Here is a 24,692-nt window from a genome sequence, read left to right on the forward strand (position 1 = left end):
TTGCCGGACTATATGACTACGAATTCCCCCTGATCGACTACGATCTGATTGCCGCAGTTGGTAATGGCATCCAGAACCGGAATGAAGCGTCTGCCAAAATCGGTCAGGCTGTAGATGACTTTGATCGGTGGTTTATCGCCATACACTTCCCGCTTTATCAAGCCATCCTTTTCCAGTTGCTTCAATTGCAGGCTCAAGGTCATTTCCGTCACCGAAGGCATTTCCTTACGAAGTTCGTTGTAGCGCTTTTCTGACGCTTGCAAATGATAGAGGATGGACGCTTTCCATTTGCCCCCGATCAGGTCCATCACCAGACTGGTTGTGCAGGGGTATACCTTATCCCGGACCCGTACGTAATTGCTAAGACACTCTATTTTGATGGCCATATGCTGCAACCTATCGCTTTTGATAGGTATTGCCGGTCAGCGCGCCGGCAGCTAGGTTTGCGACTATAAACTTTATAGTTCAAGCGTAACGAAAAATGGCTTTATTGATTTTGGGTCATCCGACCTACGAACGTTCGCTGGCCAACCGACAAGTTGTCGAACACGTGCAAAACAGTGCGCTGAACCTGGAAATCAGGCATATTCAGCAGCTCTACCCTGATTACCGAATCAATGCACGGGAAGAACAGAACGCCTTACTGAGACACCAGACGGTTGTCTTTCAGTACCCATTTTACTGGTACAATATGCCGGCCATCCTGAAGCACTGGTTTGACGTCGTATTCACCTATGGCTTCGCGTACGGTCAGGGGGGCGATAAGCTGAAGGGTAAAAATTTTATGGCCAGCTTCACGATCGGCGGTCCGCAGGAAAGCTATACGACGCTTGGCAAAAACCATTTCCGGGTCTATGAATACTGCAAAAACCTGGAACAGACGGCCTACTTTGCGCAGATGAACTACATCGAGCCGTTCTATTTCCACGGCACTTCGTTACATGCCGGTTATACCGAACAGGATGTAGTGAGAGAAGCCAGGAAACACGCACAGAAATTGGTTACGCGGTTAGCTAACCTGCCGTAGATGGTGGAAGTCGTCTGTTGACACTATGCCCTACAATAGCAAAGCCAGCTGCCTGACGATGCAGACAGCTGGCTTTACTGAAAATACTTTATATCGGTCAGTGGGCGTGTTGCAGGCGGTGCTGTCGGATGTTCACAAGGTGGGTGAGCATAAGACCAGCGGAGGCCACATAGCTGATATATTCGAAAACGTCATTGACGTCTTCCAACAGGACAGACGCGGTGAAAAGACTCAGAAATCCCCACAGCGACCGCCGTACCGCTGCCGATGCATAATGGCGGGTAGCGAAGTAGACGGCCGCAATATTGACGGCGATAAAAACGTAATCCAGACTCAGGTAGCCGACTCGGATATGGTCGTTGGTTTGTAACAGCCGCGAACTCATCAGCAGCATCGGCGTGGCAACGCAGTGAACCAGGCACAGCAGCGAACCAGTGATACCAACGTAATCGGCTTTGCGAGTCAGGAAATCGAGCTTCATAATTGGACAGCGAACGTACAGCGCGTCTTGGGAGACGTAGTGTGCTAACCGTTTTCTTTGCAACAAAGTTGCGAACTTACGAAAAAAGGTTTGTTGTCCGACCCTGTCGGTCAGTTGATTTTGCTGAGCAGCGTGTAACCCATCAGCTTGCCGTTTTTGTTGTACGTCTCTGATTTTACATCGAACAGCAGATCGTTGGTCCGGTAGCTGACGGTTTTCATTGTCGACCGGATCGGAATGCCCATTGCCCGGTTGTCGAAGGCTACGTCGGACGTAATCTTGTAGGCGTTGAACGTACCGGCGGGCGTGGTGATAGACTCCTGTCCGTCGACTTTTCGGTTGGTCATGGCCATGCTCATCGTCATCATAACGTTACCTCCGTTCGCCATGTCGACGTCCATCTGTCCATCGCTCAGACTAGCGCCGACCGACAGCTTCGCCGGGTAGACTAGCCGGTTGGTTTTTACGGTCATCTCCATGTCTCGCGAGTTCATGCCCGTCATGCCCTGCATCACTCCCGACAGGTCGGCCTGTATTTCGGTACCGGTGCAGGTGTAATGAATCGTATACGGCGTTTTGCTGCGCCCTGCTTCGTCGGTAAACTGGGCCGTGATGTCCATGATGGTGTTATTACCCTGCGTTTTGGCGTTGTCGATGTGGTAGCGGATACGGCCGGTTGGCTTGTCTTTGGCGTTGAACGTCGACAGTTCGTAGGTCATGCCCGGCTTGATGGTAAAGCCCATACACGACTGGGCAAACGAGAAAGCGGGTTGGAGTAGTAACAGACTGATGAGTAGGAGTTTCATACGATATGGCCTGTTTTGGTTAACCATATCAAAACTATCAAAATTGCGCAATTTGTCGGCAAGCCTTTGATTAACCGGAGGTTAGGCCCAAACCATGCTAACGACGCCCAGTAGCATGATGAGTTTACACAGGTTGCTCAGATACCCGAAATCCCGGCGCGTATCGGCCCGGACGAGCTGATAGATCAGCCAGCTGATGGGGACGAGCAGCAGTAGAAAAATCAGGTTCAGGTGCAGATTGGCCAGCGAATCGGTAATCAGGAAAATGGTCAGAATCAACGACGCTACGAGTACGTAAAGCAGGTACTTCGTCCGGCGCAGGCCCCACACGATCGGTAGTGTCCGGCAGCCGAACCGCGCATCGCCCCGAATGTCCTGCATGTCTTTGATGATTTCCCGAATCAGCGAGATGCCGAAGGAGAAAACGGCGTAGATCAGCAGCATATGGGCGTTCTGCCGGTAGTAAACGGCTAGTACGATCAGCGACAGGGCCGTCAGCAGCGACACAACGATATTGCCGATGGCGGGTTGCCGTTTCAATTTTGCGGAGTACAACCACAGCAAGGCTACGCAGAACACGTCGAGCATGAATACCCACTTGCTCAGGTACAGGCCGATCAGGCAACCGATCAGGTTGAGCAATTGATGCGTTCCCATCGCCACCCGACGGCGCAGGTAACGGCCGATGATAACACGCTCCGGCTTGTTGATCAGATCGATTTTGATGTCGAAGTAATCGTTGATGATGTAGCCGGCAGCGGCTATGCAAACCGTCGAGGAGGAGAGGAGCCAGATCGTCGGGTCGATGAGCAGCTGCCGCCAGTCGAGCCGGGGGCCGACCAGAAAGATGCGCGCCAGAAACTGCGTCAGCACCACGATCATCAGGTTCTGCACCCGTACGAGCCGCAGAAAACCGAGTATGAAGGCTGGAAACGAAATAGGGTGACGCGCGACCATGTAAGCAAACTGGCTTTCGGCAAAAATAACGAATCCGGTCCAGAAAGGCGCAGGCTGACTACCCGTCTACTAAGTAATGAACGGCTCATCTAGTGAGCGGTAGGCCGTTTTGTTGATGGTATGATAATCGACGTCCGGGATTCTTTTGCCCGCCGTTTGTTGTTAGCGTAGCAACCGATCAGCGCCGGTACCGGACGTGTCAGTCGCTGTTTACTTATTTGCCCGTTTATTCATGAAAATAGGTATTGTGTGCTACCCGACCTTTGGGGGCAGTGGCGTGGTGGCTACCGAGTTGGGAAAAGCACTCGCTAAGAATGGCCATCAGATCCATTTTATCACCTACCAGCAACCTCCTCGCCTTGATTTTTTCAGCGAAAACGTATTCTACCATGAAGTAAATATACCCACTTACCCCCTGTTTCAGTACGCCCCCTACGAGTCGGCGCTGACGAGTGAGATGGTCAATGTCGTGCTCAATGAAGACGTCGATCTACTGCACGTTCATTACGCCATCCCGCATGCATCGGCGGCTTATATGGCCAAGATGATTCTGCGGTCGCAGGGGCGCACGGTACCGGTTGTCACGACCTTACACGGTACGGACATCACCCTGGTCGGTAAGGATGCTTCCTACGAACCCGTCGTTACGTTCAGCATTAACGAGTCGGATGGTGTGACGTCGGTATCGGAAAATCTGCGGCAGGATACCTACGCCCATTTCAACGTTCACCGTGATATTGAGGTGATTCCAAACTTTATCGACCTAAGCCGGTTCAAAAGACAGAAAAAAGAGCATTTCAAGCTGGCCATCTGTCCGAACGGTGAAAAGCTGATTGTGCATACCTCGAACTTCCGGCGGGTCAAGCGGATAGACGACGCGGTCATGGTCTTTTACCATGTGCAGCAGAAGATGCCCGCCAAACTGTTGCTGGTTGGCGACGGTCCCGAGCGGGCGCGTATCGAGCGGCTGGTGCGGGATCTGGGCATCTACGATCAGGTGCGTTTCCTGGGCAAGCTCGACGCGGTTGAGGAAGTTCTGTCGGTCGCTGATCTATTCCTGATGCCATCGGAAAACGAAAGTTTCGGATTGGCAGCACTGGAAGCCATGGCCTGCGAAGTGCCCGTTATTTCGTCGAACGCTGGTGGTTTGCCCGAATTGAATGTGCAGGGTGTTTCCGGCTTTTTGAGCCCCGTCGGTGACGTCGATGACATGGTCAAGAATGCACTACACGTACTCGACGACGCCAATCTGCCGACGTTCCAGGCGAATGCGTTGGCCAGGGCGCAGGAGTTTGAACTGTCGAAGATATTACCCTTGTACGAAGCGTATTACGAGCGCGTGTTGCAGGAGTCGACAGCTAAGGTGTAAATATTCTCGGTATACGGCGGTCCGACGCGTCGGTTTTCAGTTTACGGTAGGTGAAACCGCGTAGATTGTCGGTTAATACGCACAGACGACCGAAAACTGTATACCGAAAACTCGACTGATACGATGAATCCAAACATACCGAAGACAGACCTGAAGCGGGTTGTAATCGTAGGTGCCGGCTTTGGCGGCCTGAAACTGGCCCGCAAACTGGTTGGCATGCCGGAGTTTCAGATTGTTCTTATCAACAAGAATAACTTCCACGAATTTCAGCCGCTGTACTACCAGGTAGCGACGGCTGGTCTGGAAGCCAATTCCATTCTGTTTCCCCTGCGGGCTGCTTTCGGTGACAGGAAAAACCTGCACATTCGGGTTACCAACGTTACTGGTGTCCGGCCGGCTGATAAAGCGATTGATACCGAACTCGGTCCGATCGAGTACGACTATCTGGTGATGGCGACGGGGGCCGACAGCAACTTTTTCAACCAGCAGAATATCATCAATAATGCCATGCCGATGAAATCGATCGGTGAGGCCATCGCGTTGCGGAACCGGATGTTGCAAAACTTCGAGGATGCGCTGAGCGTCGAAACGCTGGACGAGAAAGAAGGATTTATGGATGTCGTGGTCGTTGGGGGCGGGCCTACAGGCGTCGAACTTTGCGGCACACTGGCGGAGATGCGCCGGACGGTGCTGCCCCGCGACTATCCTGAGCTGGATTTTCGGATGATGGACATTCACCTGATCGAATCGGGTGGGGAACTGCTCGGGCCTATGTCGCCCGAATCACAGCAGCACGCCCTGAAATACTTGCAGGATCTGGGCGTACACGTTCGGCTAAACACCCGCGTGCAGGACTTCGACGGCCGTATCGTAACCATCAACGACGGCACCACCTTACGGACCAACAACCTGATCTGGGCAGCGGGCGTAAAAGCCAGTGTGCTGGCGGGGCTGCCGAGTGAGGTACTCGGGCGCGGGGGGCGTGTGCTGGTCGATCGCTACAGCCGGGTCAAGGATGTTCCCGACGTGTTTGCGATTGGCGACGTGGCGTTAATGGTCGAAGACAAGTGGCCAAACGGGCACCCGCAGGTTGCGCAGCCCGCCATCCAGCAGGGGAAACAGCTCGCCAAAAATCTGCGTCATCTCGTACGAAACGAGCAGCTGGAAGAGTTTACGTATAAAGACCTGGGCAGCATGGCGACGATCGGCCGGGGGCTGGCCGTGGTCGATCTGCCCTTTTGGAAATTTCAGGGATTTTTTGCCTGGCTGACATGGTTATTCGTCCACCTGATGGCGATCGTCGGCGTGAAGAACCGGTTGTTTATTTTTATCAACTGGATGACTAACTACCTGACGTACAAGAACGACTTACGGTTAATCATTCGGCCGAAGCTGCCGAAAAACGTAATGGCCGCGATGGAAGAGGAAATGACCAACCACGCGGAGCCGAACAAAGCCTGACCCGTATTTAGTAAACTTATTGTACTATTTAGCGAAGTAGACCCGATAAACGATTATTTTTGCCCCATTACTTTTCCGTTGTGAATTATGGCAGCACGTATTGACGACCTGGAGACATTGGCAGGTCATGGCAAGACCCGGCCGAAGAATACCGGTACCAAAAAATTGTTTGATAACCCCATCCTGGAAGCGCTCTCACGGACGCATATTATGGTTCCGGTCACGATGTGGCTGGTGCTGTCGGCGTTTCTGTGCTGGTACGCGTTCAACTACACCGATATGGGGGCCACCAAGATCGCGGCTCTGTTTGTAACGGGCCTGTTTGGCTTTACCCTGTTCGAGTACATCCTGCATCGGTACCTGTACCACATCGCACCGACAACGCCGAAGCGGGCTAAGATTCAGTACACCTTCCACGGCGTACACCACGAATATCCGAAAGACAAAACCCGGCTGGCTATGCCCCCCGCACTGGCAATCTTCGTCGCTGCGTTTTTCTTCGGCATGTTTTTTCTGCTGATGGGCGAAGCGGCCTACGCGTTCTTTCCTGGTTTTCTGGTAGGGTACACCGGTTACCTGTCGGCGCACTTCATCGTGCATGCCTACCCGCCACCGAAGAATTTCTTCAAGCAACTCTGGATCAACCACAGCGTACACCACTACAAGAATCCGGATAGCAACTACGGTGTGTCGTCGCCATTCTGGGATCATATATTCGGCTCGTTCCAGAAGTAAGCCTTTCTTAGCGACTATTTCAGCCCCGGCCTTATCAGATCAAATCTGGAAGGGCCGGGGCTGATCTGTTTGAGGGATGTTAATTCGTATACAGCTATAGAAAAAGAGCCTTTTGTGAGATATATCAAAATATTCATCAGTTCAACGTACAACTGAACGTTTACTGGGTCGGTAGGTAACAAACACCTATTTAGTTAAATGCTAGTCAATCTCGCTGAAGACTTGTAAATAAACTCCAAGACAAGATTAGCGTTTCTATCGCTTCATTCCCGCTCAGGGGCTAGCTATTACCCTGAAGGACTTAGCATTTTGGTACACAGGAAAATACAATTAAGTTCGTAGGACTTCTCTTAACTTTTTGTGCGTAGAGCCAGTAATTTCAAACAAAGCTGCTCCATCGCTTTGAAGCAGAAACTGGTAGATATTAATGAGAAATAGAAGCGTATTATCGCGACCCATATTGTGTAAACTGTATGTTCGGCCAAACACCTCCTTGTCTATAAACGCGTCCTCTTTCCGGAAGCGGCCTTTCCATTCTGAATGATCCGGTGGAAGCGAAGCGTCAATCGCTAGTTGCTCCCGTAAAGTTGTCTCCACTTTTTGGGTTAGTTCGGGTGTGGTAACGTTGACGACACTCAGTGGTTGTCGGCTATCTAACGCGCTCTGGTTTCTTTCCAGTAATTGATTCCAGGCCTGTAGTCGGTCACTGTGCCTGCTGGCTACTTCGACAATACGTAATGTAGCATCAACGATGTATAGAAATTTCATAAAGAGGTTTTTCTTAGAATATTCACTATGTGAAAAAGCTAAATAAGATCAGCCGCTATATCGATCAACCATCTCGTTCGATACCTAGCTTGTAAGTAATTTTGGTAGGCTTGAATCTGCTCATCCTACCAGGGCATAATTAACCACGCCTATTCTTTATGCTGAAAACGCTACCGTGCTGTTGTTTACTCGTCTATCTTCTAACGGCATGTGCTCTTAGTAACCACTCGGACGACCAGGGCGACTACTACCTGCATTACAAAAATGGCCGGGTTCTGTCTGAAACGGATTCCACATCACAAGTTTACATTCGCCTACGGGGTGACGGTACCTATACCATTAAAGATGCGCGCGGTAGCGAAGAAGGCCGGTGGAAAACAATAGATTACGATATTCTTATTACCTACTTTTACCCGAATTATTTATGCGCTTTATTGCGCGTTGGCGAAGTGGGAGATTGTGTGATCAATACGGCTCCCAGCGATCTGGAGACAAAAGTATTCACAGGCATAAACTGGCATAAGCCGGGAAGGTTAGCGGATAGGTCAAAAGATCAAGTCCTATTCTGCCAATCAAAAAAAGTACTTGCTCCAAACGATTTAAGCGCAATCCTTACCATGAATTATGGTAACGTATTAAGAAAAGCAGACGTAAAATGACTAAAGTAAACGGTTGTATTGGTTTAGATGGTCGAGTTATTATCTGAAAACAAATAGCACGATCGAATGCTGGGATAATCATCTTCCATTAATGTGCTGTATATATAGCCAATGAATGATGAGTGAACCTGGCCACTTTTCCCCTGAAGCTTAGGCTCCCACGTTTCCTGGTCTTCATCCAAGATCATTAGCCAGTTTCCTTCCCGGTTTGCCCGGTAAACTTCACCCACACAAGCGATGAGTTTTAGAATATGTTCTTTAACAAACCGTTCATCAATAATCGATACATTCGCTATCAAGAAATAGTCAATCAAATAAAGGCTGTCAACCGATTGGTCTAACGTTTCAATTGGGATAGTGAAATCAACAGCGATTTGCTGAATTAATTCAGTAGTGTAGAAAGGAAACTCACGATTGTATGGATTTAGAACGTGTTTGGAGATTGGTAAAGGCTGAGCGTCGAGCCATTTTTGTATCGACCAAGATGCAAAGCAATGACTAAACAATGGAAACCACTGACCGACGCCCAGTGGGATGCAATTTCTCCTTTTTTACGACTTGACCGGCAACGAACTCATGATTTACGGCGGATTGTCAACAGTATCTTATGGCTATTACGTACAGGGTGCCAGTGGCGCAACCTGCCTGATGAATGGCCTAACTGGCAAACCGTATATTACTATTTCAGGCGTTGGAAGCGGGATGGTACTTTTCAGCAAATTAATCTTGCCTTGAACCAACTTGACCGGAAGCGGGTCGGAAGAGCGGCATACCCATCAGCACTCTGTATTGATTCACAGAGCATTAAGTTAGCTCCTATGATTTGGGAGAATCGAGGTATAGATGCTAACAAACGCGTCAACGGCCGCAAGAGGCAGTTTGTCGTTGATACCCAGGGGCGGCTATGGATGGCCGATGTTCATTCCGCAAATCGAGCGGATGGCCCTTCGGCCATATCGCTAGTTAGTGAATTACTATGGCTCGTTGGAGAACGTTTGGAGAAAGTGTATGGTGATCAATCTTACAATGGTGTTTTTGCCCAAGAGTTAGCTAAATGGAGTCTTGAGTTTGAAAAAGCCTCCCGTCCTCCATCCGCTCTGGGCTTTGTACCAGTGGCCAAGCGGTGGGTAGTGGAGCGGAGCATTGCCTGGACGAATTACTTCCGGCGGGTTGTCAAAGACTATGAATACACCACGGTCCGCCGTTGCGGTATCATCTTCGGTTTGCTGGCTGTACTTAGCTAACATTCAGATCATGCTGCAACGAATTATTTAAATTGCAAAAGATAATTCCCAAACACGTTCTTAACCCTTTTAAGACGTGTTGGTGCATGACAGACTGACAGGACTTTTAACAAAGCGCTACCCTATAAATTAGATGACTTATCTGCGCTTTCTCGCCAGATTCAGCCCAATATAATGTAAGCAGAGTTCAATCAGCAGAAACAAAAGAAAGAACTGAGCCAGTACATTTCTGGCCATCGGTTGAAAAAAAGAAGCAATCATATACGGGCCCGCTCTCAAGCCATAGATCACTACGTAGATAACGAGAATGAGCATGAAGCGGCTGATCGGATTGAACAGTTTCAGTCGGATCAGTTCGGTCAGCTTCACCACAGTTATCGCAGAGCAGATCATCACGCCATCGCTCTTGGTAATAGTCAACAATAAACTGTATTCATCAAGAGGATCCTTTATCAAGAAACGTAAGGCAACTAGATAAATACCTAACACGAGCCAACTAATCCAAATAGCGGAAACTTCGTATTGCGTTTTCACTCAGCCAACATTTTTTGTCCGGAAGATAATAGGCGTAGCGATAGTAAAAAACGGGAAGCCATCTGTGTCGCTTTCATTGAGACTAGCGATCGTTATAGGAGACTGACTTTACGAATGACTAGATCTGATTTTTCTAAGGCTTGAAGCAGATAAAGCAGCCCAGCCGACGAAGAGGAGCCCAGATCAATAGCGATTACTAGCTCGTCGTTTACGACTTTTTCTAGCCATAAGTTGTGAATTAAGCCACCATATTCGGATGTTGATAATTCACTTTTTTTGTTCCATTCCTCCATCGCGTCACCCAGTATGCCTTCTACTAGCCTCCCCTCAGTCGAGGTCTGGATGCGTAGACGTACATCGGGGGGCATACAGGTGCGTTTTTCGCGAAACGCAAACCGAAAACCAGGGTTGATCAATAGGGGTGAGGTCGTATCCTTGATGACTTCAGACCAGGAATCCTGAATAGTCAATAACTGGTCTGGAGAAGGGAAATCTAGTAGCTCAAATAGTAAACTTCCCTTCTCCACTGGCTGGTAAGGGTGGATGACGAGTCCCTGTCGGTGACGGTATGATAAGCCAAAGGTGAATAGTAGACCACTGATGGCGCTCAGCTTGATCTGGATCTCGTTCCAGACCAGTGTTTGACCATCTGTTTGCAACGTAGGAAGCCCTTCTCCCTGCAATTCCAGTACGTCTGGATCAAAATACGAATAAAGGGTTTGCTCGAAAAGTGGAGTCAGCACTCGTTTTGCTTCTTTTTTGAAGGACGGTGAAGCGTTGATCATCTCCTGATGTTCGAACCAATAGAAGGCAAATCTCATGAGCAAACACGGTAATGGTGGTGATTGACTAGATCAAGTGTACTTACTAGCTGCGACTGTATCGATTTACTGCACTCGTCGTCTCAATTTTCTGCCAGACTTGGTTTTGCATTGCCCGAATAGCGCTTCCAGAACTGGCGTAATCGGTCGATAGGGCATGCCCGCTAACCGCCAATCGCTATCTCTGGCCGTCATGATATACTTGTCTTCCTGGCCATCAGGGTACCACCTTATTGAATCCAGCTGCCCACCCACATATGTGATCTGACAGACAAACGCTTCTGGTCCGGCGGCTTCATAGTGAAGTGGGCTCTCCGGGTTGTGGAAGTGGTATAAGCTGTTATTAAAGTCGGCACCGTAGGCATAGTAATTGGCCGTATACAGCTCGTATTTTTCGAGCGCAATCGTATCGACAGACCGGCAGAAATGATCCGCAATCAGGGTCATAATAGCGCTACTATCGGAGCGATCAATGTGGTTGATGCCGTAGGAGTCTGTTCGGCTGGCGTAGGGATAGCTTCCTGGCTGGGTCAAATTCACCTCCTTATTGACCAAAATTTCAGGCGGTGGCATGGCCACGACTTCTTTGTTTTTAGGGATTCTGGCATCTTTAATTTGTGCATTGACTAACCAGACCAGATAATAAATAGCGAAACCCGAGATAACAGTGTATTCCCAATGTTTAAAAATGAATTTCATGCAACGAGTTAATGATAATAGCACCCTAATTGGAGAAGTAAGGAAAAAATGCAGTTGAGCTTACTAAAATTCTCCTCATAAAACGGCCGGACTTGCCTGTTGCCATGTAGAGAATGAAGGTTCATATTGTGTTCGAAAAAGTAGTGATACCTATAATTGAAATCTATTTTATTCAGCCCAACAGGACATCGTATTTTTATAGGTAGTTGATAAAGGTGCTTCTAGGCAACATAATCGGTAATCACACCTCTTTTGATTAGGTATCTATTTTTTAGATAAAGAACGGGAAATGCGATTAGGATAAAGTAAATGTAGCCAACCCATCGGCTAGGAAACTCAAGGCTAAAATTATCAACCAGGGGCCAGATAGGAACAAGCATCAAAATAAACCATTCCGTGGCCATAAACCGATTAAAACGTAGTTGCAGCGGAATGAGAAATAAATCTATTAGAAAGCTAAGTATGCCCATGCCAGCCCAGATTGGCAATGTGTATAGTAAAATTAGTATAACGCTGACTGAGTTCTGGCAGAAAGTTAAGAAGCTGGCGTAGTTTTCAATTACAATCGAGCCCAATCCTATAAGGATAACTGGCAAAAAAGTACATAGTACGATCGCAACAATAAAAAGTAAATTTGCTCTGATTATGATACCTATATTACTACCCATCTAATTCATTGGATAATGAGTAAGTCAACAAACGTATAATCAATAACTTTATCTAGTGTTATTAGCCTGGACGGGCTAATAACACTAGATAAAGTTATTCTCCTTTTTGAATTTTTCATAATAAGGAAGCCAGTTGTGTAGATTATACTGGGGATCATAAAAGATATTATCTACGTAAGTTACTTTTGCCAGTATTTGTGGATCGTTGCACAAGTTAGCAATTCGTAAACCTCGCAGGAAATGGTCAGCTTGTCCGCCCAACAGCTTACGCCAGTATTGACCCGTTGCGTGAAGTGTATTTAGTTCATTCAGTATATTAGGTAATCGGCTATATCGCTCAAGAAAAGCCCAACCACGCGTTTCCATATAATCGATGACAATTTGCGCAAATCGCTCGGCCCCTTTAGTGGTCGATGTTGACTGTTTACTGTGTTCGTAACTCACCGTTTGCTGCGAGTCGTACACGGTACAACCAGAGTAGTCATCATTAAGAATTCTATTAGAAAAATCAACCTGTGGGTTGCCTATACTGACCATAAATTTTTCAATGTCAGCATAAGATAGGCCGAGACTAAAACAAGTTTGTCCTGCACTGATAAAATGAAACATAACAAAGGCTACGCCAAAGTCAGTTTTAGCGATAAAACAGCTACTCATGCCTTGGTGCAATTGTCTTTTAAAACCGAAATCTTGGAAATAAGGATTAAGTAGGTCCAGCACAATGGTTTCCTGCTCGTTGATGCTTAATCGTTCCATTATCAATATTTACGGGTTGTATCGGTAACATGAACGGGTTTACCCGCTCCTATTGACAGACCAAATACCAGGATTCTTCGTTGACTGATGCGTTCATAAAAATACAACATTCCAATTCGCCGTAAACGTACAGGGTGTAGAGTTGAGGCATTAAATCGCCTTCTGCCGAAATAAATTGTATATGGTCTGATCAGCCTCTATATGAGCCATTCCGTAAACAATACCTGAGCTGGGCCCTCTCATATCGCCATCTTTATGGCCCAAACAAACTAGTGTTTTGCAACGCGGATCACCATCCTGACTTTCTGCCAGGAGTACCCTGGTGTCGTATGACCTCACGCGTAGCTGGCCGTAGTCGAATTTTTGATACGAGCGACTTTCAAACCGTATATCGTAGCCGAAGCTCCCGGTCAGATCAGGGTGCCGGGAAATGTCATATCGGTATAACCCCCACAGTTCGCCCAAGCGTTCGATAAAACGCTGCTTGCGTATAGATGCGGTAGGACCTGTGGTATAAAAAGATAGATTCAGGTGTGCCCCAAAATCGTTGGTGTTACTGTTGTCCAGCAGTGGTTTCGAATCGAAGGGAGCCAGGCGGACGGTGGTACGATCCGCAAATGCTGACGGTGTAAAGTCAAACTCGACGGGAATCGGATAGGCGCGGCCGTTGATCCAGACCGAACCGTCTATTTTCTTGAGTGTAAATTCGTCATTCACGTTTCGTCAAAGAATCATCAGGTGAGTACGCTTCTTTTTCCGCCATCTCCCCGGCTGATCGCCGAAGCGATCGTCAATGATACGCTACTCATGCAAATACGCAGTGGTAGCCTAAAATTACTATGAACTGGTATGGCTACTGCCTATAGAAAAGTCTCAATGGCTTTGCCACGGATGGCGGGGGGTACGGCTGAAAACAAAACGGTTGTCTTGATTTGGTACTTTTGGGTCATCAAAAACTCGGCATCCCACTGGTTGGTTTGGTATTCTTGGTAAGCCAACCCAAGCTTACGCATCCACTCCATCGTGATCCGATGGTGAAGAAAGGCTATGTTGAAATGGGTTAGCCAACCCAGATGCTTAACTTGTTCGTAGGTAGCGTACGCCGGATAATAGTCTGACAAGGCACCGCCCCAGAATACCCGCCAGGTTGCATCCTGAGAAACAACTTCATAGGAAAACGGCTCGTCGGATTCATGAATATACCCCTTCGATTCAGGCAGTACATAGTCAAAGGCAGTCAGGGGCAAGTAGCCTAAAGGTTTCCAGCGGATGTCGCCTGTGCGTTGCGGTGGCGTACCCATGGCTAACAAGTGACTAGTCAGCAGGTCAAGTTGTCCGAAAAAAGCAGGATCAAATTTCTTTATTGGTAAGTCGGAACGATAATCGAGAATTTTCACTAAAAAGGAAGGCGATACGTGCCCTAACTCATTAGGATTGATGGTCTGCACATAGGCATAGCCGAGCTGGCTGGTCAGCGGCACTTCCCATATTAGACTTTGGTACCCATTTACTAATTTCATTCAAAACGGCAGACTGGTGTTTATGTACATGAATCCGGGCCGCGCGTAGGCCAGTTTACGTGAATTACCATATTTCTACCAATGCGTGTAGACTACGGGCGTTACAGGATAGTTATGGCGACAGAAACGCTTCAGTCAAGAACTCATTGTTCTCGTGAGTCGTCGTTCAATCGAGGCTAGTCATCGTCACCTTTGATTGACTGACTAACTCATCAGCAATTGACAGGATAAATGCCAGTTCCCGGGCCGAGTAATAGGCAACCGAAAGCGGCTCATTGGTTTCAACCCAGACCCATATCGTTCGACTACATTGGTGCTTGAGTTTAAGCATTTGGAGCCGGTCTATTTTTCCACGAAAGAGTTTATCAAACTGGTCAAGGTGGGGGTGGAGGTTGGGGGTGTGCTGACTAAGTTGGTTTGTGGAAACCGACCAACGGGTATTTGTGCGTTGGTCGGTTTCGTTTGGGTAGGGATTGTATGGGCTCCTGGACGTGTAAAGATCCCCTTTGTTAAAGGCATGGTCCGCCGTGAGCCCCAAAATGGTAGAAATATCCTCCACTGATAGCGAGTCTGATTCAATCAGGTACTGGCATTTGACATTGTATAAGCTCATGATGGATGGGCCCAACATAGATGGCGTTGGTAGCAGGCAAGTTTACGAATTTAGTGTATGCCAAATGCCCATTTCCTGAGGAGATCCCTAAACTTCTAATTATACCTTTTGCTGTGGCTTACCCAGTATCAAATTGCCGTCTCACATATCAACGTCTAGAAAAATAGAGCGTAGTTGAGTTTGTAAAACTGTTGCTTTCCATTTTTGGGACAATTCAGTTCGTGTATCAGTGAATCTGATGAACTCGTAGTACATCGCATTTTCGCTTCGGCCACATACGTGCAAAAGGTGGCTTGCCGATTCCCGGACCACCAAGTTGCCGGTGCAGTGGTGTAGTCTGTCAGTAATTATCACCGCCGTCCATTAGTAACTCCCATCCGCTGATTGTCTGCCAACTATAAATGAGCACAACACAGCCCCAAATGCTGCCGCTATAAACAACCACCCTGACAGATACCCGGATGCAGAGAGCCAGCGTACATAACGCCCAAGCTGCATAATGTTTAGGGAGCAGTTGCCCATATCGGCAGTTTTTTGGTCGCTGGTGCGCCCACCCGATCCAGGATACGCAACCGGCAGGCTACGCATTTACTTTAGCTTCTCGTTGTTCAGGTGGCGGGTGGCGTCGCGGCTGTTTTTTTTGTCGAGGTTACGCTGGAACGCATCGGTCAGGTTGATACCCGTCTGATTGGCGAGGCAGAGCAAGACCCAGAGAACGTCGGCCATCTCGTCGCCGAGGTCTTTGGCCTTGTCGGACTCCTTTTCCGACTGCTCGCCGTAACGTCGGGCGATGATGCGGGCTACCTCGCCAACCTCTTCGGTCAGCATGGCCATATTAGTCAGTTCGTTGAAATACCGAACGCCGACGGTTTTGATCCAGTCGTCGACGGTGCGTTGGGCGTCGTCCAGTGTCATGATAGTTCTCGTTTCAGCATGATAAGCACGTTGCGCGATGAACCGTTCCCCCAGTTCAGGTCGACTGACGATGCAATCTCCCAACCTTCCCGGCCCAGTCGGTTCAGCTCGTCGGTCAGTTCCTGTATGTCTACTTTGCCACCCCAGAAGCCACGGTTGGCGGATACATCAAGGGTGCGGTACTCGAATCGTTTCATGGTATAGTTTGTCTGGTTGATTTATTTTGGTAGTCAGCGCGGTTACCTAAGGTAGCGATGCAACATCGTCTATCGCCGTAAAATGAACAATCAGTCCGCTACAACTGGCTGGTTTTACGGCTGACCGGTTCGTTTTCGATATATTTGTCTATTGCGACAACCGAAACAGGACACCAAAAACTGCACACGATGACGATAACCGGCGATGCAACAGCAAACCAGACCTACGATGCCATTGTGATTGGTTCGGGCATAAGCGGGGGCTGGGCGGCCAAAGAACTTTGTGAGCAAGGTTTGCGGACGCTGGTGCTGGAACGCGGGCGCGACGTACGCCACATCACCGATTACCCTACCGCAACGCTCAATCCGTGGGATTTTGCCCACCGCAACCGTATGCCGGAAGCGTTTGATCGGGAGAACCCGGTCGCCACGAAATGCTACGCACTGGATGAAGCCACGCAGCAGTTCTTCGTGAAAGACGCCGAGCATCCATACGTGCAGGAAAAGCCGTTCGACTGGATTCGGGGGTATCAGGTAGGGGGGAAATCGCTGATCTGGGCGCGACAGACGCAGCGCTGGAGTCGGTTCGATTTCGAAGCCAACGCCCGTGATGGTGCTGCTGTCGACTGGCCGATTCGGTACGACGACATCGCGCCCTGGTATAGCCATGTCGAAAAATTTGTGGGTATCAGTGGTAATCGCGACGGGCTGGAGACGCTTCCTGACGGCGAGTTTCTGAAACCGTGGGAACTGAACTGCGTCGAGAAACAGATTCAGCAGCGGGTGGCGCAGCATTATAAAGATAGGTACGTCATCGTTGGTCGTTGTGCGCACCTAACCGAGCCGAAGCAGATCCATTATGATCAAGGGCGGGCACAGTGTCAGGCGCGGCATCTGTGCTATCGGGGCTGTCCGTATGGTGGTTATTTCAGCAGCAATTCCAGCACACTGCCGTGGGCGGCAAAAACCGGTAAGCTGACATTGCGCCCGGATTCGGTCGTTCACTCGATCATTTACGACGATACGACACAACGGGCGACGGGCGTACGCGTCGTCGATGCCCATACGAAGCAGATGACCGAGTATTTCGCCAAGATTATCTTTGTCAATGCAGCCTGTCTGAATACCAACCTGATTCTGCTCAACTCAACGTCTCGCCGATTCCCGACCGGATTGGGTAACGACAGCGGTGTACTGGGCCAATACGTTGCTTTTCATAACTACCGGGGTAATATCGTCGCCGATTTTGCCGGCTTTCCTGACGGCTACTACTACGGCCGCCGACCGACTTCGGCCTTTATGCCCAACTTCCGCAACGTGAGTCGGCAGGAAACGAGCGGCCCGGCATCCCGGTTTCTGCGCGGCTACATGGTGGCCTTCAGTGCAGCGCGGGGCGGCTGGCAGCGGGGCACTAGTCAGGAAGGGTTCGGAGCAGCTTTCAAAGATGACCTGAGTGATCCCGGCGCATGGCATGTGTCGATGATGATGCAGGGCGAAACGATTCCTAAAAAAGAAAACCACGTCCGGCTCAGCACCGATAAAAAGGATACCTGGGGTATTCCTCAACTGGTCACGTCGATTGATTACGACAATAACGATCTGGAGTCGATGCGCGATTTTCTGACCCAGGGTAGCGAGATGCTGGAGAAATCGGGTTGCCGTAATATCCGACCCTACGACGATCACCGCAACCCCGGTCTCGACATTCACGAGATGGGGGGGGCGCGCATGGGCCGCGATCCGAAAACATCGCTGCTCAATGCACACAATCAATTACACAGCGTGAAAAACGTGTTTGTCACGGATGGGGCGGCAATGACTTCGACCGGAACTCAAAACCCGTCGATCACATTCATGGCGCTCACGGCCCGTGCCGCACGTTACGCTGTGAGTGAACTGAAAAAGAAAAATCTGTGAGTATACAGTCCGAACAACCTATCCGGCAGGCCCTGCTTACCGCTTGCCAGACCTACGTACAACAACGCATCGATACGGCCCGGCAGGCCATGGAAGCGGCACAGGCGTCGGCCAACGAAGAGTCGAAAAGTAGTGCGGGTGATAAATATGAAACTGGCCGGGCAATGGCGCAGATCGAACGGGACCGCCATGCGCAGCTGCTAGCCGAAGCACTGAAGCTACAGCAGGAACTGGCCCGAATCAACATCGATAAAGCGTACGAGACGGTGCAGCCGGGTAGCCTGGTCAGTACCGACCGGGGCCGTTTCTTCATCAGCATCAGCGCCGGTAAGCTGACCCATGCTGGTGTCGATTACTTCGCCGTGTCGCCGGCGTCGCCGATTGCAGCCCTGCTGGTCGGTAAACGAATCGGGGATGTCGTGACCTTCAACCGCCAGCCATACCGCCTGCTGACTGTGGAGTAGCAGCAGGGGCTGATAAAATTGTGGGTTACTGGTAGGAAAGAACGCCACCTAATAACGAGCATTTGGATGAAGCCGGAAACCAACACGTTCTTCCCAAAAAATCGTCAGCAATGGCGCGACTGGCTGGCGGAACACCACGATAAGCAGCCGTCTGTCTGGTTGCTGTATGCAAAGAAAAAGTCAGGCTTGCCGGGCATAACCTACGACGAAGCGGTGGAGGAAGCCCTGTGTTTTGGCTGGATTGATAGTACGGCCAAACCCGTCGATGCCGATACGTTCATGCAGTTTTTCTGTCCGCGCAAAGCCAAAAGTGGCTGGTCGAAAGTCAACAAAGAGCGTCTTGTGCGGCTAACCCATGCCGGCTTGATGATGCCGGCTGGTATTGCCAGCGTTGAACGAGCTAAAGAAAACGGTTCGTGGGAACTACTGGACGAAGCCGAAGCACAGATTATTCCGCCCGACCTGGCGTCCGAACTCGCCAAACGGCCCGTTGCCAGTGATTTCTTCACGAACCTGTGCCGTTCGGATAAGCGAGCGATTCTGATCTGGATTTCGGCGGCAAAGCGTAGCGAAACGCGGCAGAAACGAATTGCCGAACTGATTGACTGTACCGATCAGCGTCGTAAGCCCAGGTTACTACAGCCAACGAAAAAGAAGCTGTGAACGGCTGTTGCCCGGTCATTGCCGAAACGACCGGACAACAGCCGTTTACGAGCTAGTACCGGTACGTAGTCCCCTCGAAATCGAATAGGGTGATAAGACGGCCTGTGTTACCTTTCTTCAGCAGAATACGGTCAGTTTGTGTCGTGTCCATGCGCTGTATGTAGGTCGCCTTGTGAGGCAGGTACAGGTTAGTAAGCTGGGCGTCGGCGACAGAGTAGTTCGAGAATGTTTTCTCTACCTCGTCGCGGGGCGTGTTGCGGGGCGATGGGTAGAGTATCGTATCACCGGGCATGTACAACCGATTGATCTGTTCAGCAGCCCGCATGTACGGATTGCTTTCACGATACCGACCGAAATACGTGTATTTGGGGGCATGGTCTTCATAAATCTGATCCAGTAGTTTAGCTATGTATCCAAGCTGAATCAGTAAGACGGCACTCAGTGTCCAGCGTATGTAAGCCGGCTCGTGGAAAACTTGCCAGATGGTTATACCCACCAGCACAATGGCATACGGAAACGAGAAACTGGTGTAGCGCTGGGTGATGCCGTAGGTGTGCCCATTGCGAAACGCCATAACGACGATAAACAGCGTAGGGACGATTGTCAGCAAGCCCATCAATACCACAAAACGATGTATGGACGACTGATCGAACGATTTAATCGCCCGGTAGGCCATGAACAGCAGAAGCGGCAAGGCAGCGGCCACGATGAGTCGTAGCGAGTGAATAGGGGAAACAAAATAGGCCACAACCAGCAACAGCGGGAGCGCTACTTTCACCCACAAGGGTGTCGTTTCCTGTCGGCTGAACCGATAGACCAGGCCAGTTGCGAGTAGCCCCAGTGCCGTTGCAATGACCAGATTACGAAAACCAAGCGCCCCGCCAGTTACGCCGTTGGACAGCATGAACAGGTCAGCCACGATCAGTTCCATTCGGCGGAATACGTTGATCAGCGTGGCGGGTAGAATAAGCCCAAACCCGTTGTTAGTCGGGTTCGTGTCGGCCAGATGCTTGTAAAACTGAGCCTGGTACGCCATCGTCATGAATATGTACTTGCCCCCACCGACGATAAACCAGGGTAGGATAGCGACGAAGGCGGTGACACCGGTGACGCCCAGCCCGGCATACGTACGCCAGTCGCGGACGTAAAGGAGCATGTACAGGCCATGACAGAAAAAAACCAGCGCCCCCAGATAATGACCTAGCATGGTCAAGGCAAAAGTCAGCCCGTAGCCGATGTACAAACCGATGGGTTGTTTGCCTTCTGACCGCCGGTCAAGGATGCGTAGGAAGAGATAGGTAGCCAGCAGCGACATGAAAATGGTCGTGCAGTAGCTGCGGGCCATGTGGCTGTAGGCAATAAAAAACGGCTCGATTGCTGCCAGAAACGCGCACAATAGCGCAATGGATTCCGACTGCATGTAGCGCCTGACCAGCCCGTAAATCAGCAGTACGATGAGGGTGCTGAACAGGACGGATGGGAAGCGAATCGAAAAATCACTGATGCCAAATACGTCGATCCAAGCCGACAACATAGCCGTGTAAGCGGGGCTATTGCTGATGTCACTCCGGATGATGGCTTCGTTGTAATCGTTCAGCGTTTTGGGCTTCCAAAACTCGGCCGGCGTAAAGTAAGTCTTACCGGGTGTGAAAAATACGTCGTGCTGATTGGACCCTTCATACACAACGCCCTGCGTGCAGACCAGCGTTAACTTCTCATCCAGATAAATACCGTGAACGCCTGACTTATAGACGCGCAGGCCAAACGCCAGCGCGATGAGTACCAGCAGGATAATAGATGACGGTATCCTGGACTTACGAGACCGACTGGAGAGTGGTGTTGCCTGGTCATCGTGAGTGGGTATAGCAGTAAACATGAGTGGTCAGCGAAGAAACAGCGCGCAAAATAAGGCTATTTCCCCCCTTATCATAAAGTGACCGGGAACCTGCCGGGATTAACTAGGCTACGGCTAGGTACGGGCTAGTTCTGACCAGAACCAAAAACTTTTTCGCCATTAATCCACGTCTGCCGGACTTGCGTACCGCGCAGCTGTTCGTTGGGAACGGTCATAATGTCACGGTCAAGCACGACGAAATCCGCTTGTTTGCCGGGGGCAATGCTGCCACGCAACTGCTCTTCAAAACAGGCATAAGCTGCCCAGCGGGTCATTGCCAGTAAAGCAGACCGGCGATCGACGGCATTCTCCATCTGGTAACCGGCAGCCGGGAAATTCTTGGCATCCTGTCGGGCCACGGCTGCGTGAAAACCAAAGAGCGGGTTGGGCGCTTCGACTGGGAAGTCGCTGCCGAACGCGATGACCCCCATCTGCTTCATCAGGTCGTTGAACGCATAAGCCCCTTTCACACGGATGGGGCCAAGCCGGTCGGCGGCCCAGTACATATCAGAGGTCGCGTGGGTAGGCTGAACGGAGGGGATGATGGCGTACCGGCCAAACTTGGCCACGTCTTCCGGCGAAACGACCTGCGCGTGCTCGATGCGCCAGCGACGGTCGTTTTTGCCTTTCAACAACTTGCCGTACAGGTCGAGCATCAGGTGGTTGGCCGAGTCGCCGATGCAGTGAGTGTTGGCCTGAAAGCCGGATTTATACAGCAGGGCCGTTACGCGTGCCAGTTCATCGGGGGCCAACAACAGAAAGCCGCCCGTTTGTGGCCGATCGGTATAGGGTTTTCGCAGGCAGGCTCCGCGCGATCCCAGCGCACCATCGGCATACAGTTTAAACGACTTCACCGTCAGTCGGTCGGTTTGGAACGGGCCTTTTTTGAGATACAGGTTTAGATTCGGCTCGCCCAGGCTGACCATGGCGTAGTCCCGAATTTTCAACTGCCCCGCTTTATGCAGACTGTCGATCAGGTCGATTTCAGCGGGGCTGATGCCCGCGTCGGAAATCGTGGTCAGACCCAGCGCTACGCAAACGCGCTCGGCAGCTTTCAGCATCCGGGCTTTGTCGGCGAGGGTAGGCTGGGGGAGTACCCGCCGAACCAGCTGCATGGCATTGTCGACCAGCACGCCGGACGGTTGCCCATTCTGTAACACTACTTCACCACCGGCCAGCCGCGAACCGGCGGTAATCTGTGCCAGCCGTAACGCTTTCGAGTTGACCAGCAACGCGTGCCCATCGACCCGCATCAGCGCAACGGGTATGTTCGGGAAAGCGGCATCCAGTTTTTCTTTGGTGGGGAATTGCTTGTCTGCCCAGTCATTCTGATCCCAGCCGCGCCCCGTAAGCCATAGCACCTGCGGATGTTGCTTATAGAAGTTTTTGAGCCGGGCAATCACGTCGTCGTACGAATCGGCCCCGACCAGGTCGGCCTGATCGAGTACTTGTCCCAGGCCCAGAAAGTGGCTGTGCGGGTCGTAGAAGCCCGGATAGACGGGGGCTCCGCCCAGATCGACTGTGCTGTCGGCGTCGTATTGTTTCCGAAGCTCGTCGGCTTTTCCCACGGCCAGAAACGTGCCGTCGTTCACGACGAAGGCATCGGCCGTCGAAAATGCCGAATCGGCGGTATAAACGTGGGCGTTGGTGACGAGCAGATCCGCCGATTTTTGACTGCTACAGGCTAGCAGCCAATAGGCGCAGAGGGGTAGAAAGCGAGCGACAACGTGTTTCATGCTGTGTTGACGGGTAAAAAAGGCAAGATACGCGAAAGCAATAAACCGCCCGGCAATCTGATAATCTCGTATTTTTGAGGTTAAAGCTAGTTTTAACTCTCCGTCAATGAAACTCGGCAGTTGCGTTTTTCTCCTACTCCTCCCCACCGCACTCGTTGCTCAAAAAATTACCAATGCTGACAATGCTGTTCAACGCGCCCGTCAGCGGGCCTTTACGGTAGCGACAATTCCGCAAATCGGCGATCCGATTACGCTGGCGCAGGCAGCCAGTCAGGCAATTGAAACGAACTACCAGATTCGCATCAACCGGTCGCAGGAGCAGATTGCCCGTAACAATTTTACGCGGGGCAACGCCGGCTATCTGCCCAGTCTGACGGGTAACCTGAACTCCAACGGTGGACTGCAAAGCTTTTACCAGACCTATCTCGATGGGTTACGGCCCCCGCAGCAAGTCAATGGTATCTTCAACCGCACGACAAACCTGGGCGTCAACCTCAACTACACCGTGTTCAACGGGTATGCCCGATCTGCTACATACAGTCAGTTGCAGCAGTTGCTGAATCTGGCCAGCGTAACGACCCGCGCCAATGCCGAAGCGACATTAGCCAGTGTCGCGACGACCTATTACGACGTAATCCGGCAGCTACAGCGGCTGATTGCCTTTAGTCAGGCGCTCGACGTATCCCGCGAACGGCTCGACCTGGCACGGGCAACGTATGAGGTGGGCACGCGCTCGAAAGTCGATTTTCTGAGTGCTCAGGTCGATTATAATGCCGACAGTGCCGCCGTCATTCAGCAGGAGCAGTTTCTCCGTGATGCCAAGGTTACGCTGAATACGCTGCTCGTGCGCGACCCGCAGACGGAATTTGCGATTCGGGATACGATTCTGGTCAATACGAATCTCCAGTTTCAGGCACTGGAGGAATCAATGGCTGGTAACAACCCCTTGCTGGCCACGGCGGTGCTGAACCGAACGATCGCGGACATCGGCATTCGACTGGCGAACGCTCAGCAACTGCCGTTGGTGACCGCGCAGACAGGCTATAACTACCAGTTTGTTGATAACCAGGGCGGCTTCGGTATTCGCACCGGGCGGACAAGCGCGGTGACGTATTTGCTGACGGCTACCATTCCCATTTTCAACGGCTTTAACCTGAAGCGGCAGATCCAGAATGCGAAGGTGAACACGCTTATTGCCCGCGATCAGGAAAGTAATCAGCGGCTGCAATTACAAACGGCCCTGACGCAAACGTACCAGTTGTACCGCAATAGTCTGAAACTGTTGAATCTGGAAGTGCTGAACAATCAATTGGCCAATCAGAACGTCGATATTGCGTACGACCGCTACCGGATCGGTAACTCGACTTTCGTCGAATTTCGCGATGTGCAGCGTACGCTGATCGACGCGCAAACCCGGCTGATCGACGCCGAATTCAACGCCAAAGCCGCCGAAATCGAATTGTTACGGCTTAGCAGTACCATTTCGCAGGCGCTGGTTCAGTAGTCCACCGCGCGACGGAAAACACACGGTGAATTAGTTGGTTAGTAGTAGTAACCAACTGGTTCTCGATCATGCCCTACACTCGAACGGACTATCCCGACTCGCTGAAATACTTCATGGCCCCGGTTCGCAATAAGGCCATCGACATTGCCAATGCGTTGCTGGCCGAAGGAAACGACGATGCCAAAGCGATTGCTATCGCCACCGCCCGCGCGGAAGAATGGGCACTCAAGCGCAGCATAAAAGTCAGAAAGGATAACGCACCGGAAAACCGTTCATAAGGCCGA

At 50.7% G+C, this 24,692-nt stretch carries 28 protein-coding genes; 11 read left to right on the top strand and 17 right to left on the bottom strand.

Annotation, left to right across the window (positions count from 1 at the left end):
* Positions 1–8: 8 nt before the first annotated feature.
* Positions 9–386, bottom strand: coding sequence for a winged helix-turn-helix transcriptional regulator (locus CLV58_RS23880; RefSeq protein WP_106140353.1), 378 nt, complete (start codon positions 384–386; stop codon positions 9–11).
* A 95-nt stretch (positions 387–481) separates the two neighbouring features.
* On the opposite strand from CLV58_RS23880, the gene CLV58_RS23885 reads away from it, so the two are divergent.
* Complete coding sequence (locus CLV58_RS23885; protein WP_106140354.1) at positions 482–1,027, top strand: NAD(P)H-dependent oxidoreductase; 546 nt, start codon at positions 482–484, stop codon at positions 1,025–1,027.
* A 97-nt stretch (positions 1,028–1,124) separates the two neighbouring features.
* On the opposite strand, the gene CLV58_RS23890 is transcribed toward CLV58_RS23885, so the two are convergent.
* From CLV58_RS23890 to CLV58_RS23900, 3 genes are all read right to left on the bottom strand, one after another.
* Entirely contained in the window at positions 1,125–1,508 is a 384-nt protein-coding gene (locus CLV58_RS23890) for a MerC domain-containing protein (protein ID WP_106140355.1), read from the bottom strand.
* Between the two features lie 110 nt (positions 1,509–1,618).
* On the bottom strand, positions 1,619–2,314 hold the full coding sequence (locus CLV58_RS23895) for a TapB family protein (RefSeq protein WP_106140356.1): 696 nt from the start codon (positions 2,312–2,314) through the stop codon (positions 1,619–1,621).
* 81 nt (positions 2,315–2,395) lie between these two features.
* Positions 2,396–3,271: a geranylgeranylglycerol-phosphate geranylgeranyltransferase gene (locus CLV58_RS23900; RefSeq protein WP_106140357.1), complete on the bottom strand. Its 876-nt coding sequence runs from the start codon at positions 3,269–3,271 to the stop codon at positions 2,396–2,398.
* 232 nt (positions 3,272–3,503) lie between these two features.
* Here CLV58_RS23900 and bshA point away from each other — a divergent pair, with 232 nt between their 5' ends.
* The 3 genes from bshA to CLV58_RS23915 all read left to right on the top strand — a co-directional run bounded on the left by bshA (position 3,504) and on the right by CLV58_RS23915 (position 6,836).
* Positions 3,504–4,640, top strand: coding sequence for an N-acetyl-alpha-D-glucosaminyl L-malate synthase BshA (gene bshA, locus CLV58_RS23905; protein ID WP_106140358.1), 1,137 nt, complete (start codon positions 3,504–3,506; stop codon positions 4,638–4,640).
* A gap of 123 nt (positions 4,641–4,763) precedes the next feature.
* Complete coding sequence (locus tag CLV58_RS23910; protein WP_106140359.1) at positions 4,764–6,101, top strand: NAD(P)/FAD-dependent oxidoreductase; 1,338 nt, start codon at positions 4,764–4,766, stop codon at positions 6,099–6,101.
* Positions 6,102–6,188: 87 nt separating this feature from the next.
* A complete protein-coding gene (locus CLV58_RS23915) occupies positions 6,189–6,836 on the top strand; it encodes a sterol desaturase family protein (RefSeq protein WP_106140360.1) in 648 nt (215 codons plus the stop codon).
* Positions 6,837–7,166: 330 nt separating this feature from the next.
* Here the strand turns inward: CLV58_RS23915 and CLV58_RS23920 are convergent, their stop codons facing one another.
* Positions 7,167–7,604 carry a hypothetical protein gene (locus CLV58_RS23920; RefSeq protein ID WP_106140361.1) on the bottom strand — a complete coding sequence of 146 codons (438 nt, stop codon included), beginning with the start codon at positions 7,602–7,604 and terminating at the stop codon, positions 7,167–7,169.
* 158 nt (positions 7,605–7,762) lie between these two features.
* Between CLV58_RS23920 and CLV58_RS23925 the strand changes: the two genes are divergently transcribed.
* Positions 7,763–8,263 carry a hypothetical protein gene (locus CLV58_RS23925; RefSeq protein ID WP_106140362.1) on the top strand — a complete coding sequence of 167 codons (501 nt, stop codon included), beginning with the start codon at positions 7,763–7,765 and terminating at the stop codon, positions 8,261–8,263.
* Positions 8,264–8,286: 23 nt separating this feature from the next.
* Here the strand turns inward: CLV58_RS23925 and CLV58_RS28175 are convergent, their stop codons facing one another.
* The gene (locus CLV58_RS28175; RefSeq protein WP_146141526.1) at positions 8,287–8,769 is read right to left on the bottom strand and encodes a hypothetical protein; all 483 of its coding nucleotides are present in this window, start codon (positions 8,767–8,769) and stop codon (positions 8,287–8,289) included.
* Here CLV58_RS28175 and CLV58_RS23935 point away from each other — a divergent pair.
* Entirely contained in the window at positions 8,758–9,507 is a 750-nt protein-coding gene (locus CLV58_RS23935) for an IS5 family transposase (protein WP_245882443.1), read from the top strand. The two genes, CLV58_RS28175 and CLV58_RS23935, sit on opposite strands and share 12 nt — an antisense overlap.
* Before the next feature lie 138 nt (positions 9,508–9,645).
* On the opposite strand, the gene CLV58_RS23940 is transcribed toward CLV58_RS23935, so the two are convergent.
* The 9 genes from CLV58_RS23940 to CLV58_RS23985 all read right to left on the bottom strand — a co-directional run bounded on the left by CLV58_RS23940 (position 9,646) and on the right by CLV58_RS23985 (position 16,230).
* A complete protein-coding gene (locus CLV58_RS23940; protein WP_106140364.1) occupies positions 9,646–10,041 on the bottom strand; it encodes a hypothetical protein in 396 nt (131 codons plus the stop codon).
* A 92-nt stretch (positions 10,042–10,133) separates the two neighbouring features.
* Positions 10,134–10,862 carry a hypothetical protein gene (locus CLV58_RS23945; protein ID WP_106140365.1) on the bottom strand — a complete coding sequence of 243 codons (729 nt, stop codon included), beginning with the start codon at positions 10,860–10,862 and terminating at the stop codon, positions 10,134–10,136.
* 66 nt (positions 10,863–10,928) lie between these two features.
* Positions 10,929–11,561 (bottom strand): hypothetical protein, encoded by a 633-nt coding sequence (locus CLV58_RS23950; RefSeq protein WP_106140366.1) that lies wholly within the window; start codon positions 11,559–11,561, stop codon positions 10,929–10,931.
* Between the two features lie 752 nt (positions 11,562–12,313).
* Positions 12,314–12,985, bottom strand: a complete 672-nt coding sequence (locus CLV58_RS23960; protein ID WP_106140368.1) for a hypothetical protein — start codon at positions 12,983–12,985, stop codon at positions 12,314–12,316.
* A gap of 150 nt (positions 12,986–13,135) precedes the next feature.
* Positions 13,136–13,702: a hypothetical protein gene (locus tag CLV58_RS23965; RefSeq protein WP_106140369.1), complete on the bottom strand. Its 567-nt coding sequence runs from the start codon at positions 13,700–13,702 to the stop codon at positions 13,136–13,138.
* A gap of 143 nt (positions 13,703–13,845) precedes the next feature.
* A complete protein-coding gene (locus tag CLV58_RS23970; protein ID WP_106140370.1) occupies positions 13,846–14,505 on the bottom strand; it encodes a hypothetical protein in 660 nt (219 codons plus the stop codon).
* Positions 14,506–14,671: 166 nt separating this feature from the next.
* A complete protein-coding gene (locus tag CLV58_RS29255) occupies positions 14,672–15,136 on the bottom strand; it encodes a DUF4279 domain-containing protein (protein ID WP_106140371.1) in 465 nt (154 codons plus the stop codon).
* A 570-nt stretch (positions 15,137–15,706) separates the two neighbouring features.
* Positions 15,707–16,033, bottom strand: a complete 327-nt coding sequence (locus CLV58_RS23980; protein WP_106140372.1) for a nucleotide pyrophosphohydrolase — start codon at positions 16,031–16,033, stop codon at positions 15,707–15,709.
* The gene (locus tag CLV58_RS23985; RefSeq protein ID WP_106140373.1) at positions 16,030–16,230 is read right to left on the bottom strand and encodes a DUF4177 domain-containing protein; all 201 of its coding nucleotides are present in this window, start codon (positions 16,228–16,230) and stop codon (positions 16,030–16,032) included. The genes CLV58_RS23980 and CLV58_RS23985 overlap by 4 nt, the downstream gene beginning before the upstream one ends.
* Positions 16,231–16,419: 189 nt before the next feature.
* Between CLV58_RS23985 and CLV58_RS23990 the strand changes: the two genes are divergently transcribed.
* The 3 genes from CLV58_RS23990 (at position 16,420) to CLV58_RS24000 (ending at position 19,274) form a co-directional block, all read left to right on the top strand.
* The gene (locus tag CLV58_RS23990) at positions 16,420–18,147 is read left to right on the top strand and encodes a GMC oxidoreductase (protein WP_106140374.1); all 1,728 of its coding nucleotides are present in this window, start codon (positions 16,420–16,422) and stop codon (positions 18,145–18,147) included.
* A 2-nt stretch (positions 18,148–18,149) separates the two neighbouring features.
* The gene (locus tag CLV58_RS23995; RefSeq protein ID WP_106140397.1) at positions 18,150–18,611 is read left to right on the top strand and encodes a 3-oxoacyl-ACP synthase; all 462 of its coding nucleotides are present in this window, start codon (positions 18,150–18,152) and stop codon (positions 18,609–18,611) included.
* 66 nt (positions 18,612–18,677) lie between these two features.
* The gene (locus tag CLV58_RS24000; RefSeq protein WP_106140375.1) at positions 18,678–19,274 is read left to right on the top strand and encodes a YdeI/OmpD-associated family protein; all 597 of its coding nucleotides are present in this window, start codon (positions 18,678–18,680) and stop codon (positions 19,272–19,274) included.
* 52 nt (positions 19,275–19,326) lie between these two features.
* Here CLV58_RS24000 and CLV58_RS24005 read toward each other — a convergent pair whose 3' ends face one another.
* Complete coding sequence (locus tag CLV58_RS24005; protein WP_106140376.1) at positions 19,327–21,150, bottom strand: glycosyltransferase family 39 protein; 1,824 nt, start codon at positions 21,148–21,150, stop codon at positions 19,327–19,329.
* Between the two features lie 104 nt (positions 21,151–21,254).
* Entirely contained in the window at positions 21,255–22,904 is a 1,650-nt protein-coding gene (locus CLV58_RS24010) for an amidohydrolase (protein ID WP_106140377.1), read from the bottom strand.
* Between the two features lie 106 nt (positions 22,905–23,010).
* Between CLV58_RS24010 and CLV58_RS24015 the strand changes: the two genes are divergently transcribed.
* Entirely contained in the window at positions 23,011–24,408 is a 1,398-nt protein-coding gene (locus tag CLV58_RS24015; protein WP_106140378.1) for a TolC family protein, read from the top strand.
* Positions 24,409–24,476: 68 nt separating this feature from the next.
* The gene (locus tag CLV58_RS24020) at positions 24,477–24,686 is read left to right on the top strand and encodes a DUF2188 domain-containing protein (protein ID WP_106140379.1); all 210 of its coding nucleotides are present in this window, start codon (positions 24,477–24,479) and stop codon (positions 24,684–24,686) included.
* The last annotated feature ends 6 nt before the right edge of the window (positions 24,687–24,692 follow it).

Origin of the sequence: Spirosoma oryzae, assembly GCF_003002825.1 — a bacterium.
Lineage (GTDB): Bacteria > Bacteroidota > Bacteroidia > Cytophagales > Spirosomataceae > Spirosoma > Spirosoma oryzae.